The sequence below is a fragment of the Hyphomicrobium sp. genome, from assembly GCF_035572195.1.
In the GTDB taxonomy this organism is placed as follows: domain Bacteria; phylum Pseudomonadota; class Alphaproteobacteria; order Rhizobiales; family Hyphomicrobiaceae; genus Hyphomicrobium_B.
Map to the genome: position 1 here is coordinate 1 of NZ_DATNBA010000098.1, position 15,166 is coordinate 15,166.

Sequence of the window (15,166 nt, forward strand, 5' to 3'; positions counted from 1 at the left end):
GTTGGCGCTCTGCGATTGAACGGCACTCAGGCGTGCTGCGGCCGCTTTGACCTGATCGATACCCTGCTCGCGCAGGATCTTCTGAACGCCCTTGATCGTGTAGCCGTCGGAGTGCAGCAGCGCGCGAATGCCCCTCAGCAACTCCATGTCCTCCGGGCGATAGTAGCGTCGGCCGCCGCCCCGCTTCATCGGCCGGATTTGCGGAAACCGGCCTTCCCAGAACCGCAGGACGTGCTTCGGAATGCCAAGCTCGCCAGCAACTTCGCCAATCGTGCGAAACGCTTCGGCCGACTTGTTCATCGCGTTCACCCCTCTGGTTGCCACGCCGTCAGACCACTTTGGCGCTAGCGCTTCGCATGTCCCTTATTAATGCGGTCTTTCATGATATTTGAAGGCCGGAAAACGAGTACACGCCGTGGCGTGATCGGAACCTCCTCACCGGTTTTGGGATTGCGCCCGATGCGCTCGCCTTTTTGCCGGATGCCGAACGAGCCGAAAGAGGAGAGCTTAACGGCGTCTCCCCCTGCCAAGCTGCCGGAAATCTCATCCAGAACCAGCTCGACCAGGTCCTGGCTCTCATTCCGTGGCAATCCGACTTTCTCTACGACGGCTTCTGCAAGATCTGCCCGCGTCAATGTCTTGCCGACCATCTTTGTCCTCCCGACCGAACGCCATTAAGGCCGGGCATGCTAGCGGCGGTTGGTCGCGGGGTCAACGAAAGTTGCGCATCAACTGCCTGAAATAACAATAGATATTTTTCTCGTTGCGGCGCACCCAGCGGAATGGCTGCTCTGCACCCTACCAGCGCGCTAGTACCGCGCCCCAGGTGAAGCCGCCGCCCATAGCCTCCATCAGAACCAGGCTTCCTTCCTTGATCCTGTGGGCCTCGAACGCGTCGTTCAGCGCCAGCGGTATCGACGCCGCCGACGTGTTGCCGTGCTTATGCAGTGTCATCACGATCTTCTCGGGCGATACGCCAAGCCTCTTCACGACGCCGTCTAAAATGCGCTTGTTGGCCTGATGAGGAATAAAGAGATCGATTTCGTCGGCCGCATAGCCGTTCGCGACAAGCGTCTCTTCGATCACGCCCGTGATCTTCTGCACCGCATGGCGAAAGACCTCGCGCCCGTTCATACGCAGGTGCCCGACCGTCTTCGTCGAGCCAGGCCCTCCATCGACATAGAGCAGGTCTTCGAACCGTCCATCTGATCTCAGACGAGTCGCGAGGATGCCCCGATCGGCGCGCGTTCCGTGCTGCGGCTGAGCTTCGAGCACGACAGCGCCCGCTCCGTCGCCGAAGAGCACGCACGTCGAGCGGTCGGACCAATCGAGAATACGAGAGAAGGTTTCCGCGCCAATGACGAGAGCTCGTCTCGATTGCCCGGTTTTCAAGAAATTATCGGCGATCGTCAAAGCATAGACGAAGCCCGAACAAACGGCCTGAACATCGAAGGCCGCACCCTTCGTGACACCGAGCTTGGCTTGTATTTTCACCGCCGTCGCGGGAAAGGTGCGATCGGGCGTCGCCGTCGCGCAGACGATGAGATCGATATCGACAGGATCAATTCCGGATCGAACGAGCGCCTGTTTTGCAGCCGCTGCGGCAAGATCCGACGTCAACTCGTTTTCGTCGGCGATGTGGCGATTGACGATGCCGGTTCGTTCCCTGATCCATTGATCACTCGTATCGACGATCTTCGAGAGGTCGTCGTTCGACACGATACGCTTCGGCAAGTGCGCGCCGACGCCGCGAATTACAGAGCGTAGAACTGTCACCACGCCTAGGCCTTTCCGAGCGCGCTGCCGGCGCTGCTTTGAGGCGGTATGCCGCCTGCGCCGGCCACCGAGGGCCGATCATGAAAATCGCTGATATCGGCCGAAAGGCGCGCGATCAGACCTGAATCCGCCATGTCGTAGGCAAGATCGACCGCACTCGCAAATCCAAAGGCGTCGGCGCCACCGTGGCTCTTCACCGCAATGCCGTTGAGCCCGAGGAAGGTGCCGCCATTAACGCGGCGCGGGTCCATCTTCTCCTTGAGCACGCGAAATCCGCCGCTTGCCAGGAGCGCGCCGAGTTTGCTGGCGAACGAACTCGTCATCGCGGCTTTGAGATAGGTGCCGATCTGGCGCGCCGTTCCCTCGGCGGTCTTGAGCGCAATGTTCCCGGCGAAGCCCTCGGTGACGATGACGTCCACAATTCCCTGTCCGATCTGGTCCCCCTCGATGAAGCCTTTGTATGTAAGCGGCAGCGCATCCGCCGATTTGAGCAGCACATGGGCACCCTTGACGTCCTCATTGCCTTTCATTTCCTCGGTACCGACATTCAAGAGCCCGACCAATGGCCGTTCGATATGAAATACAGCGCGCGCCATCGCGGCACCCATGAGCGCATAAACGGCAAGCTGGTCGGCCGAGGCGCCGATGTTGGCTCCGGCATCGAGCATGATGCATTCGGACTTGATCGTCGGCCACAAGGCCGCAATCGCCGGCCGTTCGATGCCGGCCATCGGCCTCAGCACCAGTTTCGCGATCGCCATCAGCGCGCCGGTATTGCCCGCCGAAACGGCGGCATCGGCGTCGCCCGCTTTCACTGCCTCGAGCGGCAGCCACATGCTCGAGCCTTTGCCGTGGCGCAATGCCTGGCTCGGCTTTTCGTCCATCGCGATGACGAGGTCGGTATGGACGACACGCGACTTGATTGCGAGTGCCGGATACTGCTGCAATACCGCTTCGATGCGGGACTGCTGACCGAAGAAAATGAATCTCAACGCCGGCTGACGATCAAGAGACAGCGCCGCCCCGGGGACGACGACCTCAGGGCCGTGGTCTCCTCCCATAGCGTCGAGCGCGATCGTTTTTAGGCTCGCCATCCCTGCCGATTGCTTTTGAAAACCGCATCAGCGCAACACGTCGCGCCAAGACTGTGCGTAGGTCTTATCTAGCCCCGAAATTCGTCGCGACCATAGCCTTTTGAATCCCGCGAACAAGGCGAAAACGCGCCTCATGCACGGTTGCCGCAGTTGCCCTCAATCCTTGTCCTTGAACTTTGACAACACCGCGAAAGGACTTGCCTTTTCCGGTTCATCTGCGTGCGGATCCTGCCAATTGAACTCGACGCCATCACGCCGGGGATAGGGGTCGAGCGAGGATGCCAAAGTTTCGAATATGATACGCCCCGCCGGAATAATGTCGCGCTCGAATTTTTCGACCTCGGGGGCCGCGAGCGCCCTCACGTCCTCCTCGCTATCGTCGGGCTCGAGATCTGGCCAGAATTCGACGCTGAAGGGTTCTTCGATTCGGGCGTTCACAGGTTCCAGCGTAACCACGCAGGCCTGATCAACATCGGCGCTGATTTTTCCCGACAGCCGGTAGCCGCCCCCAGCGAGCGCCTCGATGCGATAGCGCGCCAAGAGCCGCTCGAGCGCCAAAAGCCCAAGCGCTCCGATGATGGCCTGTCGCTCGCTCTCGGTCGCCTCGCGTTCGCGCGTAAGTCCGGCCGCAGGAATATCGACGACGTTATGCGTCCAGTCCAAGTGGTCCGTCACGGCACTTCAACTTCGTTGTTGACGAGAAGCTCCACGAGCCCGCCACCTGCAACCCGCTCATCGAATGGCTTTGCCGATAATTTCGACGCGGCCTTGCGGATGTATGCGGCAAGCGCCGCGACACCGGCGCCGTTCCCCGGGTTTGCGGAAAACACGTAGGTCTCGAGGCTGCCCTCGAGGTCCGGCTTTTCCGGCGCCGATAGGCCCCGGCGGTAAGCCCCAGCGCGCTCGTAAAAGGCCGCAGCCGCGCGTTTAACCTTCTTGGGAACGGCCAGGTCGCCGACGCCCATTTCCCGCATGCAGTCGTCCATGTCCGTCACGAAGGCTTCGATCGTGCGCTGCGTCAAATCGAGTTCCGCGGACCGCTGCTGATTGAGACTTTCGAGCGCCAGAAACAGGTGCAGCGATACCAGTTCGAAACGCCCCTCGGGTGTGTCCGGAACGCCCATGTCCTTGTAAAAGAACGGCTGCCGCGCCGCGGTCACGACGCTGCCATAAAGCTCTTGCGCTCTGCGGTTCGCTTCGGCCCGTCGTCTGAACCATTGCAACATGCTTTCAAAGGTCCTTGAGGCGACCGGCCGCCGATGAAATGTCTGGGGATCGCGCAGGGCGGCCATGACGGCTCGCTGTTGCCCGCTTTCGATGCACAATCTAAACCACACACTCGCAAGAGCGAAGCGATTCTCGCCATATGAAAGTTCAAATGCGCCAGAATGACCCGACCAGCCCCCGCTTGGCAGCGCTGCTTCGCACGGTCGCGATCGCGTCATTGGTCACGTTTTCCGGCGTTACGCTCTCAGGCTGCAGCGAAACGATCACGAAGCACGGCCAGCTGTTCAGGCAAACCGATCTGCAGTCCGTGCAGCCGGGGATGAGCAAAGAGCAGGTCCGCAGCACGCTTGGCACGCCCGCAACGACCGCGGTCGTCGGCGACGGCCATGCCTTCTATTATATTTCAAGCACCCAGGCGCAGAGTTCGTTCTTCCTGCCGAAGGAAACGGACCGTCAGGTCGTCGCCGTGTACTTCAACCAGGGTGGCACCGTCGACAGCATCGCCAATTACGGGCTGAAAGACGGAAAGGTGTTCGATTTCGTCAGCCGCCAAACCCCGGCGCCAGGATCGAAGGATGAAGGCATTCTGAAATCGCTGTTCCGGAACCTCGGCAAGAAGCAACTCTTCGGCGAATGAGAAAACGCCCGGTAAACCGGCGATTGCGCCAGGACCCGCTTGACTGAGCGGAAAAGTGAACGAAACATTCGTGGTGGCGTTTTATGGTTGCCCGTCAACCCCCGCGAGTGAGTATTCCATGCCCGAAAATATCGAAGAAGGCTTCATGGCCTTCATTGCCGACGGCAGCGACGGCATTGGCGCCGTCCGCGAAGTCAATACGACGTCGATCATCATCTATATCGAGAATGCCGGTGAATTTGTCGTGCCGCGCTCGGCGGTGCAGGACGTCCATTCGCACAAGGTTATCTTGAAACCCGAGCTTCTGGACAAGCGACTGCTCACAGCGATCGGCCATGTCCACGACAGCGAAGATCCGAACCTCGTCGGCTAGCGCATCACCGCCGCGCCTCAACTGGCGTCTTTCCTAAAAAAAAGCCCCGGAGCGAACTCCGGGGCCTTTTTCAATTGCAATGTATCGTTGCTTACCAGTGCGCCAGCACCGCGAGCAGTAGCAGCGCCACAATGTTGGTGATCTTGATCGCCGGGTTCACGGCCGGACCGGCGGTGTCCTTATAGGGATCGCCGACGGTATCGCCGGTCACCGACGCCTTGTGCGCCTCCGAGCCCTTCATGTGCTTGACGCCGTCCTTATCGATGAACCCGTCTTCGAAGCTCTTCTTGGCATTGTCCCAGGCGCCGCCACCCGAAGTCATTGAGATGGCGACAAAGATGCCCGTAACGATGACGCCGAGCAGCATGGCGCCGACGGCCGAGAAGGCCGCGCCTTTACCTGCGATCCAGCTCACGACAAAGAAGAGAACGATAGGCGACAGCACCGGCAGCAGTGACGGTGCGATCATCTCCTTGATGGCCGCCCGCGTCAGCAAGTCGACGGCACGCGCGTAGTCGGGCTTCGACGTGCCTTTCATGATGCCGGGATCGGCCTTGAACTGGCGGCGGACCTCTTCAACGATCGAGCCGGCGGCGCGACCGACCGCGGTCATCGCTAAACCGCCGAAGAGAAACGGAATAAGTCCGCCAAGTAACAGACCGGCGACGACGTACGGATTATCGAGGCCGAAGTTCACCTCAACGCCCTTGAAGAACTGATAGCTCGTCGCGCCTGGCGTGTTGGCTTCGGTGATAAAGTGGTGCAGGTCGTAGTTATAGGCCGCAAACAGCACGAGGGCGCCGAGGCCGGCCGAACCGATCGCATAACCTTTCGTCACGGCTTTCGTCGTATTGCCGACAGCGTCGAGCGCGTCCGTCGAACGGCGAACTTCCTTCGGAAGTCCCGCCATTTCGGCAATGCCGCCGGCGTTATCAGTCACAGGACCGAAGGCGTCGAGCGCAACGATCATGCCGGCGAGGCCGAGCATCGTCGTCGTCGCGATCGCGGTGCCGAAGAGGCCACCGAGCTGGTACGTCGCTATGATGCTGGCGACGATAGCCAGCGTCGGCAGCGCGCAGGCTTCGAGTGACACCGCAAGACCCTGAATGACGTTCGTGCCGTGACCGGTCACCGATGCCTGACTGATCGACTTCACCGGCCGATAGCCGATGCCGGTGTAGTATTCGGTGATCCAGACGATGAGGCCCGTTAGGACCAGACCGACGATACCGCACAGAAACAGGTTCCAGCCCGAGATCACCTGACCCGCAGCCGTTCCGACATCTCCGAAGCCGCCGAGCACGTATTGCGTCGCTACGTAGAGACCGGCGATCGAAAGCACGGCTGATGCGATGACGCCGCGGTAGAGCGCGCCCATGATCGAACCGTTGGTGCCGAGTTTGACGAAGTACGTACCGATGATCGACGTCACGATGCAGGCGCCGCAGATGGCGAGCGGGTAAAGCATCAAGACCGCGAGGTTTGGCTGACCGGCAAAGAAGATGGCGGCGAGAACCATCGTCGCCACGACGGTGACGGCATAGGTTTCAAAAAGGTCCGCTGCCATGCCGGCGCAGTCGCCGACGTTATCGCCGACGTTGTCGGCAATCGTTGCCGGATTGCGCGGATCGTCTTCTGGTATGCCGGCTTCAACCTTGCCGACTAGATCGCCGCCGACGTCGGCGCCCTTCGTGAAGATGCCACCTCCGAGACGTGCGAAGATCGAAATCAGCGACGCGCCGAAACCGAGCGAGACGAGCGCGTCGACGACGTCGCGGCTACCGGGCTCCAAGCCAATGTACCCTGTGAGGAAAGCGTAGTAGGCGGAGACGCCCAGAAGCGCCAAACCGGCGACCAGCATGCCGGTAATCGCACCGGCCTTGAAGGCAATGTCGAGACCCTTGCCGAGCGACACGGTCGCAGCCTGAGCCGTCCGCACATTGGCGCGCACCGACACGTTCATGCCGATGTAGCCGGCGAGGCCCGACAAGCACGCGCCGATCAAGAAACCGGCGGCCTGCATCGGCCCGAGTAGAAGCCAGGCGAGAATGAAGATTACAACCCCGACGACCGCGATCGTGCGGTATTGCCGGTTTAGGTAGGCCTGCGCGCCTTCACGCACCGCAGCCGCGATTTCCTGCATTCGGGCGTTGCCCTGGTCGGCGCCTAGTACGACCCTGGACGTAAAAAACGCATAGAGGATAGCCAACGCCCCGCAGGCGATGATCCCCCAAAGTGTGTTGCTCATGGAGTGGTCCCTTTTGGCCCGCTTTGTGGTGCTTCAGGTGACCGCCTGAATGGCGGACCCAAGTGCCCCTTTGATCCCTTTGATGGGAGAGTCGCGGCGGACCATGCCAAAAGTGCCCCCGCGTTGCAACATGGGCACAACCGTGTTTCGGTGCAGAAAAAAGCGGCCCGGGCGCAACTGCCGCACGGACCGCTTCAAGTTATGGCGTTCAGGGACGTAGATTCTAAAATTCGAACTTTATCTGCGATGGTGGCCCCAGTGGCCGCCGCGCCAGCCGCGATGGCCGCCGCGCCAGCCGCCCCGCCAGCCGCGGTGTCCACGCCAATAGCCGCGGTGCCGCCAGCCCCAGCCCCGGTGGCGCCAGCCGTAGCCGCCGTAGTAGTAATTACCGCTATAATAATAGGGGTAGCCATATCCCCAGCCGTAGAACGGTAGGCCAAAATAAATGCCGCCGCCTCTCCACCCGCGTCTCCAGCCACGGTGACCCCATCCACCCCATCTGCGACCACCCCAGCCGCGATGGCCCCAGCCGCGATGGCCCCACCCTCCACCGCGCCATCCGGTTTTCGTTACGTTGCTATTGGCTTTGTCGATGTGAACCGCTGTTAGTCCGGCCGCTGCATTAGCGGAGGCCGGAAGTGTTCCCGCGAAGAATAGTCCGCCCAAAACGGACAAGGACATGACGAGCTTTCGCATCATTCTCTCCTGCTCCAGCGCCCGAAGTACAACGGACGCTTCGCGCCGGCACTCAAGCCGGCTTTCTTCTCCTAACGCTCGAAATCCCAATCGGTTTCACGAGCGGCAATAGGTGTATGAACATTCAATTAGAGGCTTGGCCGCATGAACAATCGATGAATGGTAAAGCCATCGCTTCGCGTCCTGACCTTTGCTTGCGGCCGGCAGTAGGCGTGCTACGCGTAATATGCTGCAAAGCCGGAGGCGAATGTGGGATTTAAAACAAGTTTGAAGAGTGCCGAAGGTCACCAGTTGATCGCAAATCTTGCATCGGCATTTGGGATCGATGAGCAAAATGCCGATACGGCCGTCGAGGCATTGGACCGCGAGCTTCGGGCACGCATCGAACGCAATATGCTGTCGCGCGGCGGCGTCGCCGATGTCCTGTCCCTCGTCACACAGCCCGCGGCAGCGTCAGCGTTATCCGAGCCCCGCAATCTAACCTCTCCAAATTTGGCCGAGAACGGCAACCACATCCTGGATGTGCTGATAGGCAACAAACACATAAGCCGCGGAATCGCAGCGCGCGCCGCATCGGAAGCGCGTCTGGACCCAGGCACCGTCGAGAAATTACTACCTGTTGTCGCCAGCCTGATGATCGGCCAATTGCAGCGTCAGTCGCAGCCGGAGCTCGAGAAATTGGTACAGAACGTACCCGGCCTCGTCAGCGCGGGCGGCAGCCCGTTGCCGATGCCCGGCGACGACATCCCTGGCATCGGACGAGAGTCGCAAAGATCGCCGATGCCACAAAATCCCTACGAGAGGTTGCCGGACATCGTGCGCCGTGGCGGCGGCCCTCAAGTTCCGGGCGGCGGCTCGCTTGAGGAAGTCATCCGCTCCATCTTCGGCAATCTGCTTGGAGGCAATCGCGGCGTCATCGGAACGATGATCCAGCTTTTTCTCATCCGCTGGCTGGCGTCGATCGCACGCCGCATACTATCTCGGACGTTAACGAACCGCTGATCTCGCTGCTGCTACGGTGACAAGCAAAAAGGCCGGGTGATCGCCCGGCCTTCACGACTGTCGGCAATTTGCCTGACGGCATCAGCGGCGGCACGGCCTCGAGCTTACATCGCAGCTCCAGGCGCCACGGAGACCCTCGCGTGAACACTTGATGCTCTTGCTTCCAGACTTTGCCCAGCTCGTCCAAGAGCCACCATATTCGAAATCGACAAATCCGGCCCAAGACTGGATCGCCGCGATTTGAGCGGCTCGCTTTGTCGGCTGCCCCGAGCTCGAGCCGTAATGATAATGGTCGGTGAAGCAGATCACGCCGCGCTCTCTCCGCTGCTCGTGCATGTCCGCTACTTCCTGCGCCATGGCAGGCGCTGCAATCGTAAACACGCCGGCAGCAACAACCGCGGCGCGAATGTATCCTTTGATTGTCATTTGAACTCCCCGTAGACGACCGCCATGCCAAGGCACACGGCGGATATCTCGCAGATTCACCGGCCCGCTCGATAGGCTTGTCGGCCCCGGGGTATCAAGAATTTGCCGGAGCGCGGCAAACGGGGCACAGATGAGCATTTTCCCATGCGGCAACTGACCCCTGCCCGGCGCCTTTGGATAGAAAAGTTTATTTCGCTGCGACGACCGAGATTTCGACGAGCATTCTCGGGTCGATGACCTTGGCTTCGACGCAGGCGCGCGCCGGTGCATTCTTGCCGCCGAGCCAGGCGCTCCAAGCCTTGTTCATGCCTTCGCGGTTGCGGATGTCGCTGAGCCAAACGGTTGCCTGGACGATCTTCGATTTGTCCGTACCGGCAAGCGCCAGCAACCTGTCGATCTCGGACAGAACTTCGGCGGTCTGGCCTTCCACATCGCGAGAAAGATCGGTCGGGATGACGCCCGCCGTGAACACGAAGCCGTTCGCTTCCGTAGCCTTCGAATAGACCGCTGTTGATTCGTAGCGTGTGACTGACAAGTGAGCCTCCCCATGCGCTGATTGCTCGCCTCATAGCAGGCGGCAACGCGCTTAAGAAGGTTCAAAGCAGCGGTGGGTCCACGTGCCGCTCTCCGTCAACGACAAGGCCCTTGAGCGCGGCGCTGCCGGAGGCGTCGACCGCTACGATCGCCTCGATCTTGTGTTCGCGTACCTTGGTTTCGAGGGCCTTCCCCGTACCTTCGGGCACGAAGTAGCTTTCGATGCCGTAGCGAATGTTGAGCTGGACGTCCGAATTGTTTTCCGGTCGCCAAATGCTCTTGGCCCGGCCTTGCAACACGATATCGCTCGCCGCGACATCGCCAGGATAGTCCGCCGTCACGCGGATCGCCTTCCAGCCGTTAGCGGCATCCGGAGTTAGCGTCACGTAGGCTGGCGCACCGGCACGAAGGTCCTCGAAGTTCGCCTCGGACGGCAGAGTCGATTTGCGCAGGGACGAGATGTCGTATCCGAGCGTCACGTATTCGCCCCGAAAAATATCGCGCGGATCGACCGGCCGCGTCGGCAGCGTTATCTCCCTACCCGACTTCAACAGCCGGTCCCGATCGTAGACCACCTTGAAAAGCGCCGCAGATTGCACGAGCGCCACGAAAACCAGCAGCGGCCAAACCCACTTTTGTTTGTCGATCATGCGGGCATTCCTTTGCCGTCGCCGCGTTGCGCGAGGCGCAGCGCCATGAACGCCAGCGCCGCGACGATAAGAGCCGCAATCAGGAAGAACAGCGACGTTCCAAGGATCGACCCGACGGTTTGCCAATAGAGCGCAAGAATCTCGATCGAAAAGCCTAGATAGCCGAGCCACAACGCCCCGCGGTTCTGGGTCGACAATCCGTGGCTGATCGCGGCGAGAAGCAGCACCAGCGTCAGAGCCGCGAGTGCGACCAGCGTGCCACCCGACGGGCTTTCGATGAATTGCAAGGCGAAGAGGCCGGCGAACGCGACGGCGATCGCGTAGGCAAGGACCGGCGCCGCGATGTGATCGAGGTCGGGCCGAGCTTTCTCGACTCCAACCGCCACGGCTGCGGCCAGCACGCCGACCGTTGCGACGAGCGCGTGCTCGTGTCCCCTTCCCAGCAGATACCCGAGCGAAATGACGAAAAGCGATAGCGCCAGCGCCGAGAGATGCAGACCAGGACGCCAGCCTTGCCAGACAAAGGCGGCCGTCACCGCAGCCCAGCCGATGAGAAACGGCCAATGCACGCCGCTGCGTTCTGATGATTCCATGAACGACCAGACGCAGACGAGGATCATTGCCAGCGCCAGCGCAGGGTTCGAACGCAGAACCGCGCCGGCGAACAGCGCACCGATCCACCACATCAGCACGCCGTCCGGCGGATTACCGTCGATGTTGTACATCTGGCTTATCAGCATGATGCTGGCGCCGAACATGGCGACGGCGAAGAGGACCGCCGCATCGGCGAACGAGCGCTGATCGCGCGACGTCAGCCAGCCCGCGAGGCCGTACCCCAACCAGATGGCGGCCAATAGAAGCCCGAGCCTTCCGAGACGCGGTACGTCCTGCCAATGCGCGGCGACGAATGAGATCGCGGCGAAGCCGAACAGCACGCTCGCAAGAATTCCCAGCGCCGAAGCAAGCCCTAGTTCGCGCCCGCTCTTGGCGACATCGGCCAGAATGGCCGCGCGGTTGACTTCGCTGACCCAGCCGTTCGAATGCCAGCGATCAAGATCGTGCTTCAGCCGCTTTTTATATGAAGCCCACATGTCGAACCTGTTTGCGAATTCCGCTCGATAGTCATGATCTCGGCGAAGCGAAGTCTATCCGCTTATGCACTTTTGCTCGCTAGTGACATTGAAAATCATGGCCGCCGCGTGTTGGCTAGCCCATCGTTGAAAGACGATGCTGGAAGATGTCGCGCCCTCCCGCCGCTTATCGTCCTTTGTCCCGTGCCTAAATTGCCGCGACGGACTTGACGCCGACACAGTTCTCCCCCACTCTAGTTGCAAATGATTGTCATTTGCGGAAAGAAGCGATAGCAACCCTATGGACGCAAAGACAGCCGCCCTCCCCACACCGGCGACCGAAGTAGGGCGCTCCTCTGGCAGCAGCTGGCAGCGGGCCCCGTCAGAGCCCTCGCTTGCCGACGTATTTCGATCAATTCCGGTACTCAGTCAGGGATCGTCCTGGCGCCGCTTCGCCGCCTTTTTCGGCCCCGGCTATCTGGTCGCCGTCGGCTACATGGACCCCGGCAACTGGGCAACGTCGATCGCCGGCGGATCTAAGTTCGGCTACGCACTCCTCTTCATCGCGTTGCTTTCAAACATTATGGCGATCGTCCTGCAGGCGCTCTGCGCGCGCCTCGCTATCGCTTCCGGCCGCGATCTGGCGCAGGCCTGCCGCGACGGCTACCCGCAATGGGCCGCTTATCCGCTTTGGCTTCTCGCCGAAACCGCGATCATCGCGACAGACGTCGCCGAAGTCATCGGTACGGCGATCGGCCTCAATCTGCTTTTTGGCATTCCGCTCGAGATCGGTGTGCTGCTGACCGCCCTCGACGTTTTCGTCGTGCTGCTACTGCAGCGCCTTGGCTTCCGCTATCTCGAAGCCTTCATCATCACGATGCTCGGCGTCATCGCGGTGTGCTTTGCCGTCCAGATTGCCCTTGCCGATCCTGAGTGGGGTGCCGTGATCCGCGGCTTTGCGCCGACGATCGACATCGTCCGAAATCCGGAAATGCTCTATCTCGCGCTCGGTATCATCGGCGCAACCGTGATGCCGCATAATCTCTATCTGCATTCGGCAATCGTGCAGACCCGCGACTATGGCACGTCGACTAAAGAGAAGCGCGAGGCGCTCAAGTTTGCGACCATCGATTCAACCGTCGCGCTGATGTTGGCGCTGTTGATCAACGCTTCGATTCTGATCTTGGCGGCGGCCACCTTTTACAAGGCCGGAAATACCACTGTCGCCGAACTTTCCGAGGCCCAATCGCTGCTGCATCCGCTTCTCGGCTCGGCGATTGCGCCGACGCTGTTCGGCATCGCGCTTCTCTGTTGCGGACTGAATTCGACCGTGACGGCGACGCTCGCCGGCCAGGCGGTGATGGAAGGATTCCTGCACATCCGCTTGCCTGCGTGGATGCGCCGCCTCTTGACGCGGTCGGTCGCGCTCATTCCCGCTGCCGGCGTCACGCTGTTCTACGGCGAGGGAGAAACGTCGAAGCTATTGATCCTGACGCAGGTCATCCTCAGCCTGCAATTACCGTTTGCAATTGTGCCGCTGGTTCAGTTCACCGCGAACCGTAGGAAGATGGGCGACCTTGTCGCGCCTCGGTGGCTGACAGCCGTCGCAACCGTAATCGCAGCGACGATCATCGTCCTGAACGCAAAATTGATCTTCGATTTTGCCAGCGGGGGATAAGGGGCTTCTCGGCCCCACCCCACACGAGCCCCGTTCACGGCGTCAGTAAGCGCTGGCAATCACCGCCGAGAGCCTAGAAGCCGTTGCCAGTCCCCACCACCCCGCTTAGAACCCAGAACGACTAGGGCGCGCCCCGCGCGCAACTCGCACGTTGTCGCTTGGGCGCAAACCGCGTGCAAAAAATCTTAAACCGTGGACCTTTTGTACAATGACACGACCATTACCCGTTCACGTCGTCGGCGCCGGCCTTGCCGGTTCCGAAGCCGCGCACCAGATCGCGTCGGCCGGCGTGCCGGTGGTGCTGCACGAGATGCGCCCGCTGCGGGGCACCGAAGCCCACAAGACGGATGGCTTTGCTGAACTCGTCTGCTCGAACTCATTCCGATCCGATGATTGGGAAAACAATGCCGTCGGCCTGTTGCACGAGGAGATGCGCCGCGCCGGATCGTTGATCATCGCTGCGGGCGACGCGCACAAGCTGCCCGCCGGCGGCGCGCTCGCCGTTGATCGCGATGCATTCTCGGCCGACGTCACAGCGCGCCTTTCCGCAAATCCGCTTGTGACGATCGAACGTGGCGAACTCGGCGGTCTGCCGCCGGAAGATTGGAACAACGTCATCGTCGCGACGGGTCCGCTGACGTCGCCTGCATTGAGCGCGGCACTCGCAAATCTTACGGGCGAAGACTCCCTCGCCTTCTTCGACGCGATCGCGCCCGTCGTGCATCGCGACAGCATCGACACGTCGATTGCCTGGTTTCAATCGCGCTACGACAAGGCCGGACCTGCCGGCACCGGCGCCGACTATCTGAATTGCCCGATGTCGAAACCCGAATACGAAGCCTTCATCGACGCACTGCTTGCAGGCGACAAAACGTCTTTCAAGGAATGGGAGGCATCGACGCCCTATTTCGACGGCTGCCTGCCGATCGAGGTGATGGCGGAGCGTGGGCGCGAGACGCTGCGCTTTGGTCCGATGAAGCCGGTCGGACTGGACGATCCCCGCACGGGCCGTTGGCCCTACGCCGTCGTGCAGCTTCGCCAGGACAACGCACTCGGCACGCTTTGGAATATGGTCGGCTTCCAAACGAAACTGAAGCACGCCGAGCAAGTCCGCATTTTCCGGACGATCCCCGGTCTCGAAAACGCCGAGTTCGCGCGCCTCGGTGGTCTTCATAGAAACACCTACATCAACTCGCCGAAGCTGCTTGACGCGTCGCTGCGTCTCAAAGCTTTGCCGCGCCTGCGGTTCGCGGGACAGATCACCGGTGTCGAAGGCTATGTCGAAAGCGCCGCGATCGGCCTCTTGGCCGGGCGCTTCGCCGCCGCCGAGCGTCTGGGTGTCGGCGTGGTGCCGCCGCCTGCCACCACGGCATTGGGCGCGCTGCTGCGTCACATCACGGTCAACGCGAACAGCGCCAGCTTCCAGCCGATGAACGTCAATTTCGGCCTGTTCCCGATATTGCCGGAGCCGGAGGGACTGACCCGCGGCCAGGTCAAGGAATGGAAGGCGCAGCGCAAGCCGCTGATGTCGCGCCGCGCGCTCGGCGATCTCGCGAATTGGCTCGACAAAAGAGTTGGCTAATCCCGATCGCGGCTGACCGCTACTGAGGCAGCGTCTTCAGCGCCTGCCCGTAGAGATGGGCGGCGCGGACCGCCCTCTTTCCCTTCGCGGCGGTTTTACTCTCCTGCGCCAAGCGCGACTGAACGAAATCGATGAATGCGCGCACCTTGGCGGCGGGCAAATGGCGGGACGGA

Annotated in this window: 16 protein-coding genes; 5 read left to right on the top strand and 11 right to left on the bottom strand. The window is 61.1% G+C overall.

Annotated elements, in window-relative coordinates:
• The 6 genes from VN623_RS08365 to VN623_RS08390 form a co-directional block, all read right to left on the bottom strand.
• On the bottom strand, nucleotides 1-300 hold a 300-nt coding region (locus VN623_RS08365; protein WP_325570016.1), incomplete at its 3' end, for a MerR family transcriptional regulator.
• A gap of 44 nt (nucleotides 301-344) precedes the next feature.
• A complete protein-coding gene (locus tag VN623_RS08370; protein ID WP_325570018.1) occupies nucleotides 345-650 on the bottom strand; it encodes an integration host factor subunit alpha in 306 nt (101 codons plus the stop codon).
• 148 nt (nucleotides 651-798) lie between these two features.
• Nucleotides 799-1,776 carry a beta-ketoacyl-ACP synthase III gene (locus VN623_RS08375; RefSeq protein ID WP_325570020.1) on the bottom strand — a complete coding sequence of 326 codons (978 nt, stop codon included), beginning with the start codon at nucleotides 1,774-1,776 and terminating at the stop codon, nucleotides 799-801.
• 5 nt (nucleotides 1,777-1,781) lie between these two features.
• A complete protein-coding gene (gene plsX / locus VN623_RS08380; protein ID WP_325570022.1) occupies nucleotides 1,782-2,870 on the bottom strand; it encodes a phosphate acyltransferase PlsX in 1,089 nt (362 codons plus the stop codon).
• Between the two features lie 156 nt (nucleotides 2,871-3,026).
• Entirely contained in the window at nucleotides 3,027-3,545 is a 519-nt protein-coding gene (locus VN623_RS08385) for a YceD family protein (protein WP_325570024.1), read from the bottom strand.
• On the bottom strand, nucleotides 3,542-4,096 hold the full coding sequence (locus tag VN623_RS08390; RefSeq protein WP_325570026.1) for a ubiquinol-cytochrome C chaperone family protein: 555 nt from the start codon (nucleotides 4,094-4,096) through the stop codon (nucleotides 3,542-3,544). Before VN623_RS08390 ends, VN623_RS08385 begins: the two co-directional genes overlap by 4 nt.
• A 152-nt stretch (nucleotides 4,097-4,248) precedes the next feature.
• On the opposite strand from VN623_RS08390, the gene VN623_RS08395 reads away from it, so the two are divergent.
• Together VN623_RS08395 and VN623_RS08400 are read left to right on the top strand one after the other, a co-directional pair.
• A complete protein-coding gene (locus VN623_RS08395; protein WP_325570027.1) occupies nucleotides 4,249-4,734 on the top strand; it encodes an outer membrane protein assembly factor BamE in 486 nt (161 codons plus the stop codon).
• 118 nt (nucleotides 4,735-4,852) lie between these two features.
• Nucleotides 4,853-5,107, top strand: a complete 255-nt coding sequence (locus VN623_RS08400; protein ID WP_325570029.1) for a hypothetical protein — start codon at nucleotides 4,853-4,855, stop codon at nucleotides 5,105-5,107.
• Nucleotides 5,108-5,198: 91 nt separating this feature from the next.
• On the opposite strand, the gene VN623_RS08405 is transcribed toward VN623_RS08400, so the two are convergent.
• Nucleotides 5,199-7,355 (bottom strand): sodium-translocating pyrophosphatase, encoded by a 2,157-nt coding sequence (locus tag VN623_RS08405; RefSeq protein ID WP_325570031.1) that lies wholly within the window; start codon nucleotides 7,353-7,355, stop codon nucleotides 5,199-5,201.
• 237 nt (nucleotides 7,356-7,592) lie between these two features.
• Nucleotides 7,593-8,054: a VrrB protein gene (locus tag VN623_RS08410; RefSeq protein ID WP_325570033.1), complete on the bottom strand. Its 462-nt coding sequence runs from the start codon at nucleotides 8,052-8,054 to the stop codon at nucleotides 7,593-7,595.
• A 246-nt stretch (nucleotides 8,055-8,300) separates the two neighbouring features.
• Here VN623_RS08410 and VN623_RS08415 point away from each other — a divergent pair, with 246 nt between their 5' ends.
• Nucleotides 8,301-9,053, top strand: a complete 753-nt coding sequence (locus VN623_RS08415) for a DUF937 domain-containing protein (RefSeq protein ID WP_325570035.1) — start codon at nucleotides 8,301-8,303, stop codon at nucleotides 9,051-9,053.
• A 613-nt stretch (nucleotides 9,054-9,666) separates the two neighbouring features.
• Here the strand turns inward: VN623_RS08415 and VN623_RS08420 are convergent.
• The 3 genes from VN623_RS08420 to VN623_RS08430 all read right to left on the bottom strand — a co-directional run bounded on the left by VN623_RS08420 (nucleotide 9,667) and on the right by VN623_RS08430 (nucleotide 11,754).
• Nucleotides 9,667-10,014, bottom strand: a complete 348-nt coding sequence (locus VN623_RS08420; RefSeq protein WP_325570037.1) for a RidA family protein — start codon at nucleotides 10,012-10,014, stop codon at nucleotides 9,667-9,669.
• A gap of 61 nt (nucleotides 10,015-10,075) precedes the next feature.
• Complete coding sequence (locus VN623_RS08425; protein ID WP_325570039.1) at nucleotides 10,076-10,663, bottom strand: GDYXXLXY domain-containing protein; 588 nt, start codon at nucleotides 10,661-10,663, stop codon at nucleotides 10,076-10,078.
• A complete protein-coding gene (locus VN623_RS08430) occupies nucleotides 10,660-11,754 on the bottom strand; it encodes a DUF2157 domain-containing protein (RefSeq protein ID WP_325570041.1) in 1,095 nt (364 codons plus the stop codon). The genes VN623_RS08425 and VN623_RS08430 overlap by 4 nt, the downstream gene beginning before the upstream one ends.
• A 280-nt stretch (nucleotides 11,755-12,034) precedes the next feature.
• On the opposite strand from VN623_RS08430, the gene VN623_RS08435 reads away from it, so the two are divergent.
• Both VN623_RS08435 and trmFO read left to right on the top strand, forming a co-directional pair.
• Entirely contained in the window at nucleotides 12,035-13,411 is a 1,377-nt protein-coding gene (locus VN623_RS08435; RefSeq protein ID WP_325570043.1) for an Nramp family divalent metal transporter, read from the top strand.
• 208 nt (nucleotides 13,412-13,619) lie between these two features.
• Entirely contained in the window at nucleotides 13,620-14,993 is a 1,374-nt protein-coding gene (gene trmFO / locus VN623_RS08440; RefSeq protein WP_325570045.1) for a methylenetetrahydrofolate--tRNA-(uracil(54)-C(5))-methyltransferase (FADH(2)-oxidizing) TrmFO, read from the top strand.
• Nucleotides 14,994-15,166: the final 173 nt, after the last annotated feature.

What these genes read in the sequence shown, in the direction of transcription:
- VN623_RS08405 (WP_325570031.1), bottom strand. Translation starts at nt 7,355, where the DNA reads ATGAGCAACACACTTTGGGGGATCATCGCCTGCGGGGCGTTGGCTATC.
- trmFO (WP_325570045.1), top strand. Translation starts at nt 13,620, where the DNA reads ATGACACGACCATTACCCGTTCACGTCGTCGGCGCCGGCCTTGCCGGT.
- plsX (WP_325570022.1), bottom strand. Translation starts at nt 2,870, where the DNA reads ATGGCGAGCCTAAAAACGATCGCGCTCGACGCTATGGGAGGAGACCAC.
- VN623_RS08390 (WP_325570026.1), bottom strand. Translation starts at nt 4,096, where the DNA reads ATGTTGCAATGGTTCAGACGACGGGCCGAAGCGAACCGCAGAGCGCAA.
- VN623_RS08435 (WP_325570043.1), top strand. Translation starts at nt 12,035, where the DNA reads ATGGACGCAAAGACAGCCGCCCTCCCCACACCGGCGACCGAAGTAGGG.
- VN623_RS08370 (WP_325570018.1), bottom strand. Translation starts at nt 650, where the DNA reads ATGGTCGGCAAGACATTGACGCGGGCAGATCTTGCAGAAGCCGTCGTA.
- VN623_RS08395 (WP_325570027.1), top strand. Translation starts at nt 4,249, where the DNA reads ATGCGCCAGAATGACCCGACCAGCCCCCGCTTGGCAGCGCTGCTTCGC.
- VN623_RS08400 (WP_325570029.1), top strand. Translation starts at nt 4,853, where the DNA reads ATGCCCGAAAATATCGAAGAAGGCTTCATGGCCTTCATTGCCGACGGC.
- VN623_RS08425 (WP_325570039.1), bottom strand. Translation starts at nt 10,663, where the DNA reads ATGATCGACAAACAAAAGTGGGTTTGGCCGCTGCTGGTTTTCGTGGCG.
- VN623_RS08430 (WP_325570041.1), bottom strand. Translation starts at nt 11,754, where the DNA reads ATGTGGGCTTCATATAAAAAGCGGCTGAAGCACGATCTTGATCGCTGG.
- VN623_RS08410 (WP_325570033.1), bottom strand. Translation starts at nt 8,054, where the DNA reads ATGATGCGAAAGCTCGTCATGTCCTTGTCCGTTTTGGGCGGACTATTC.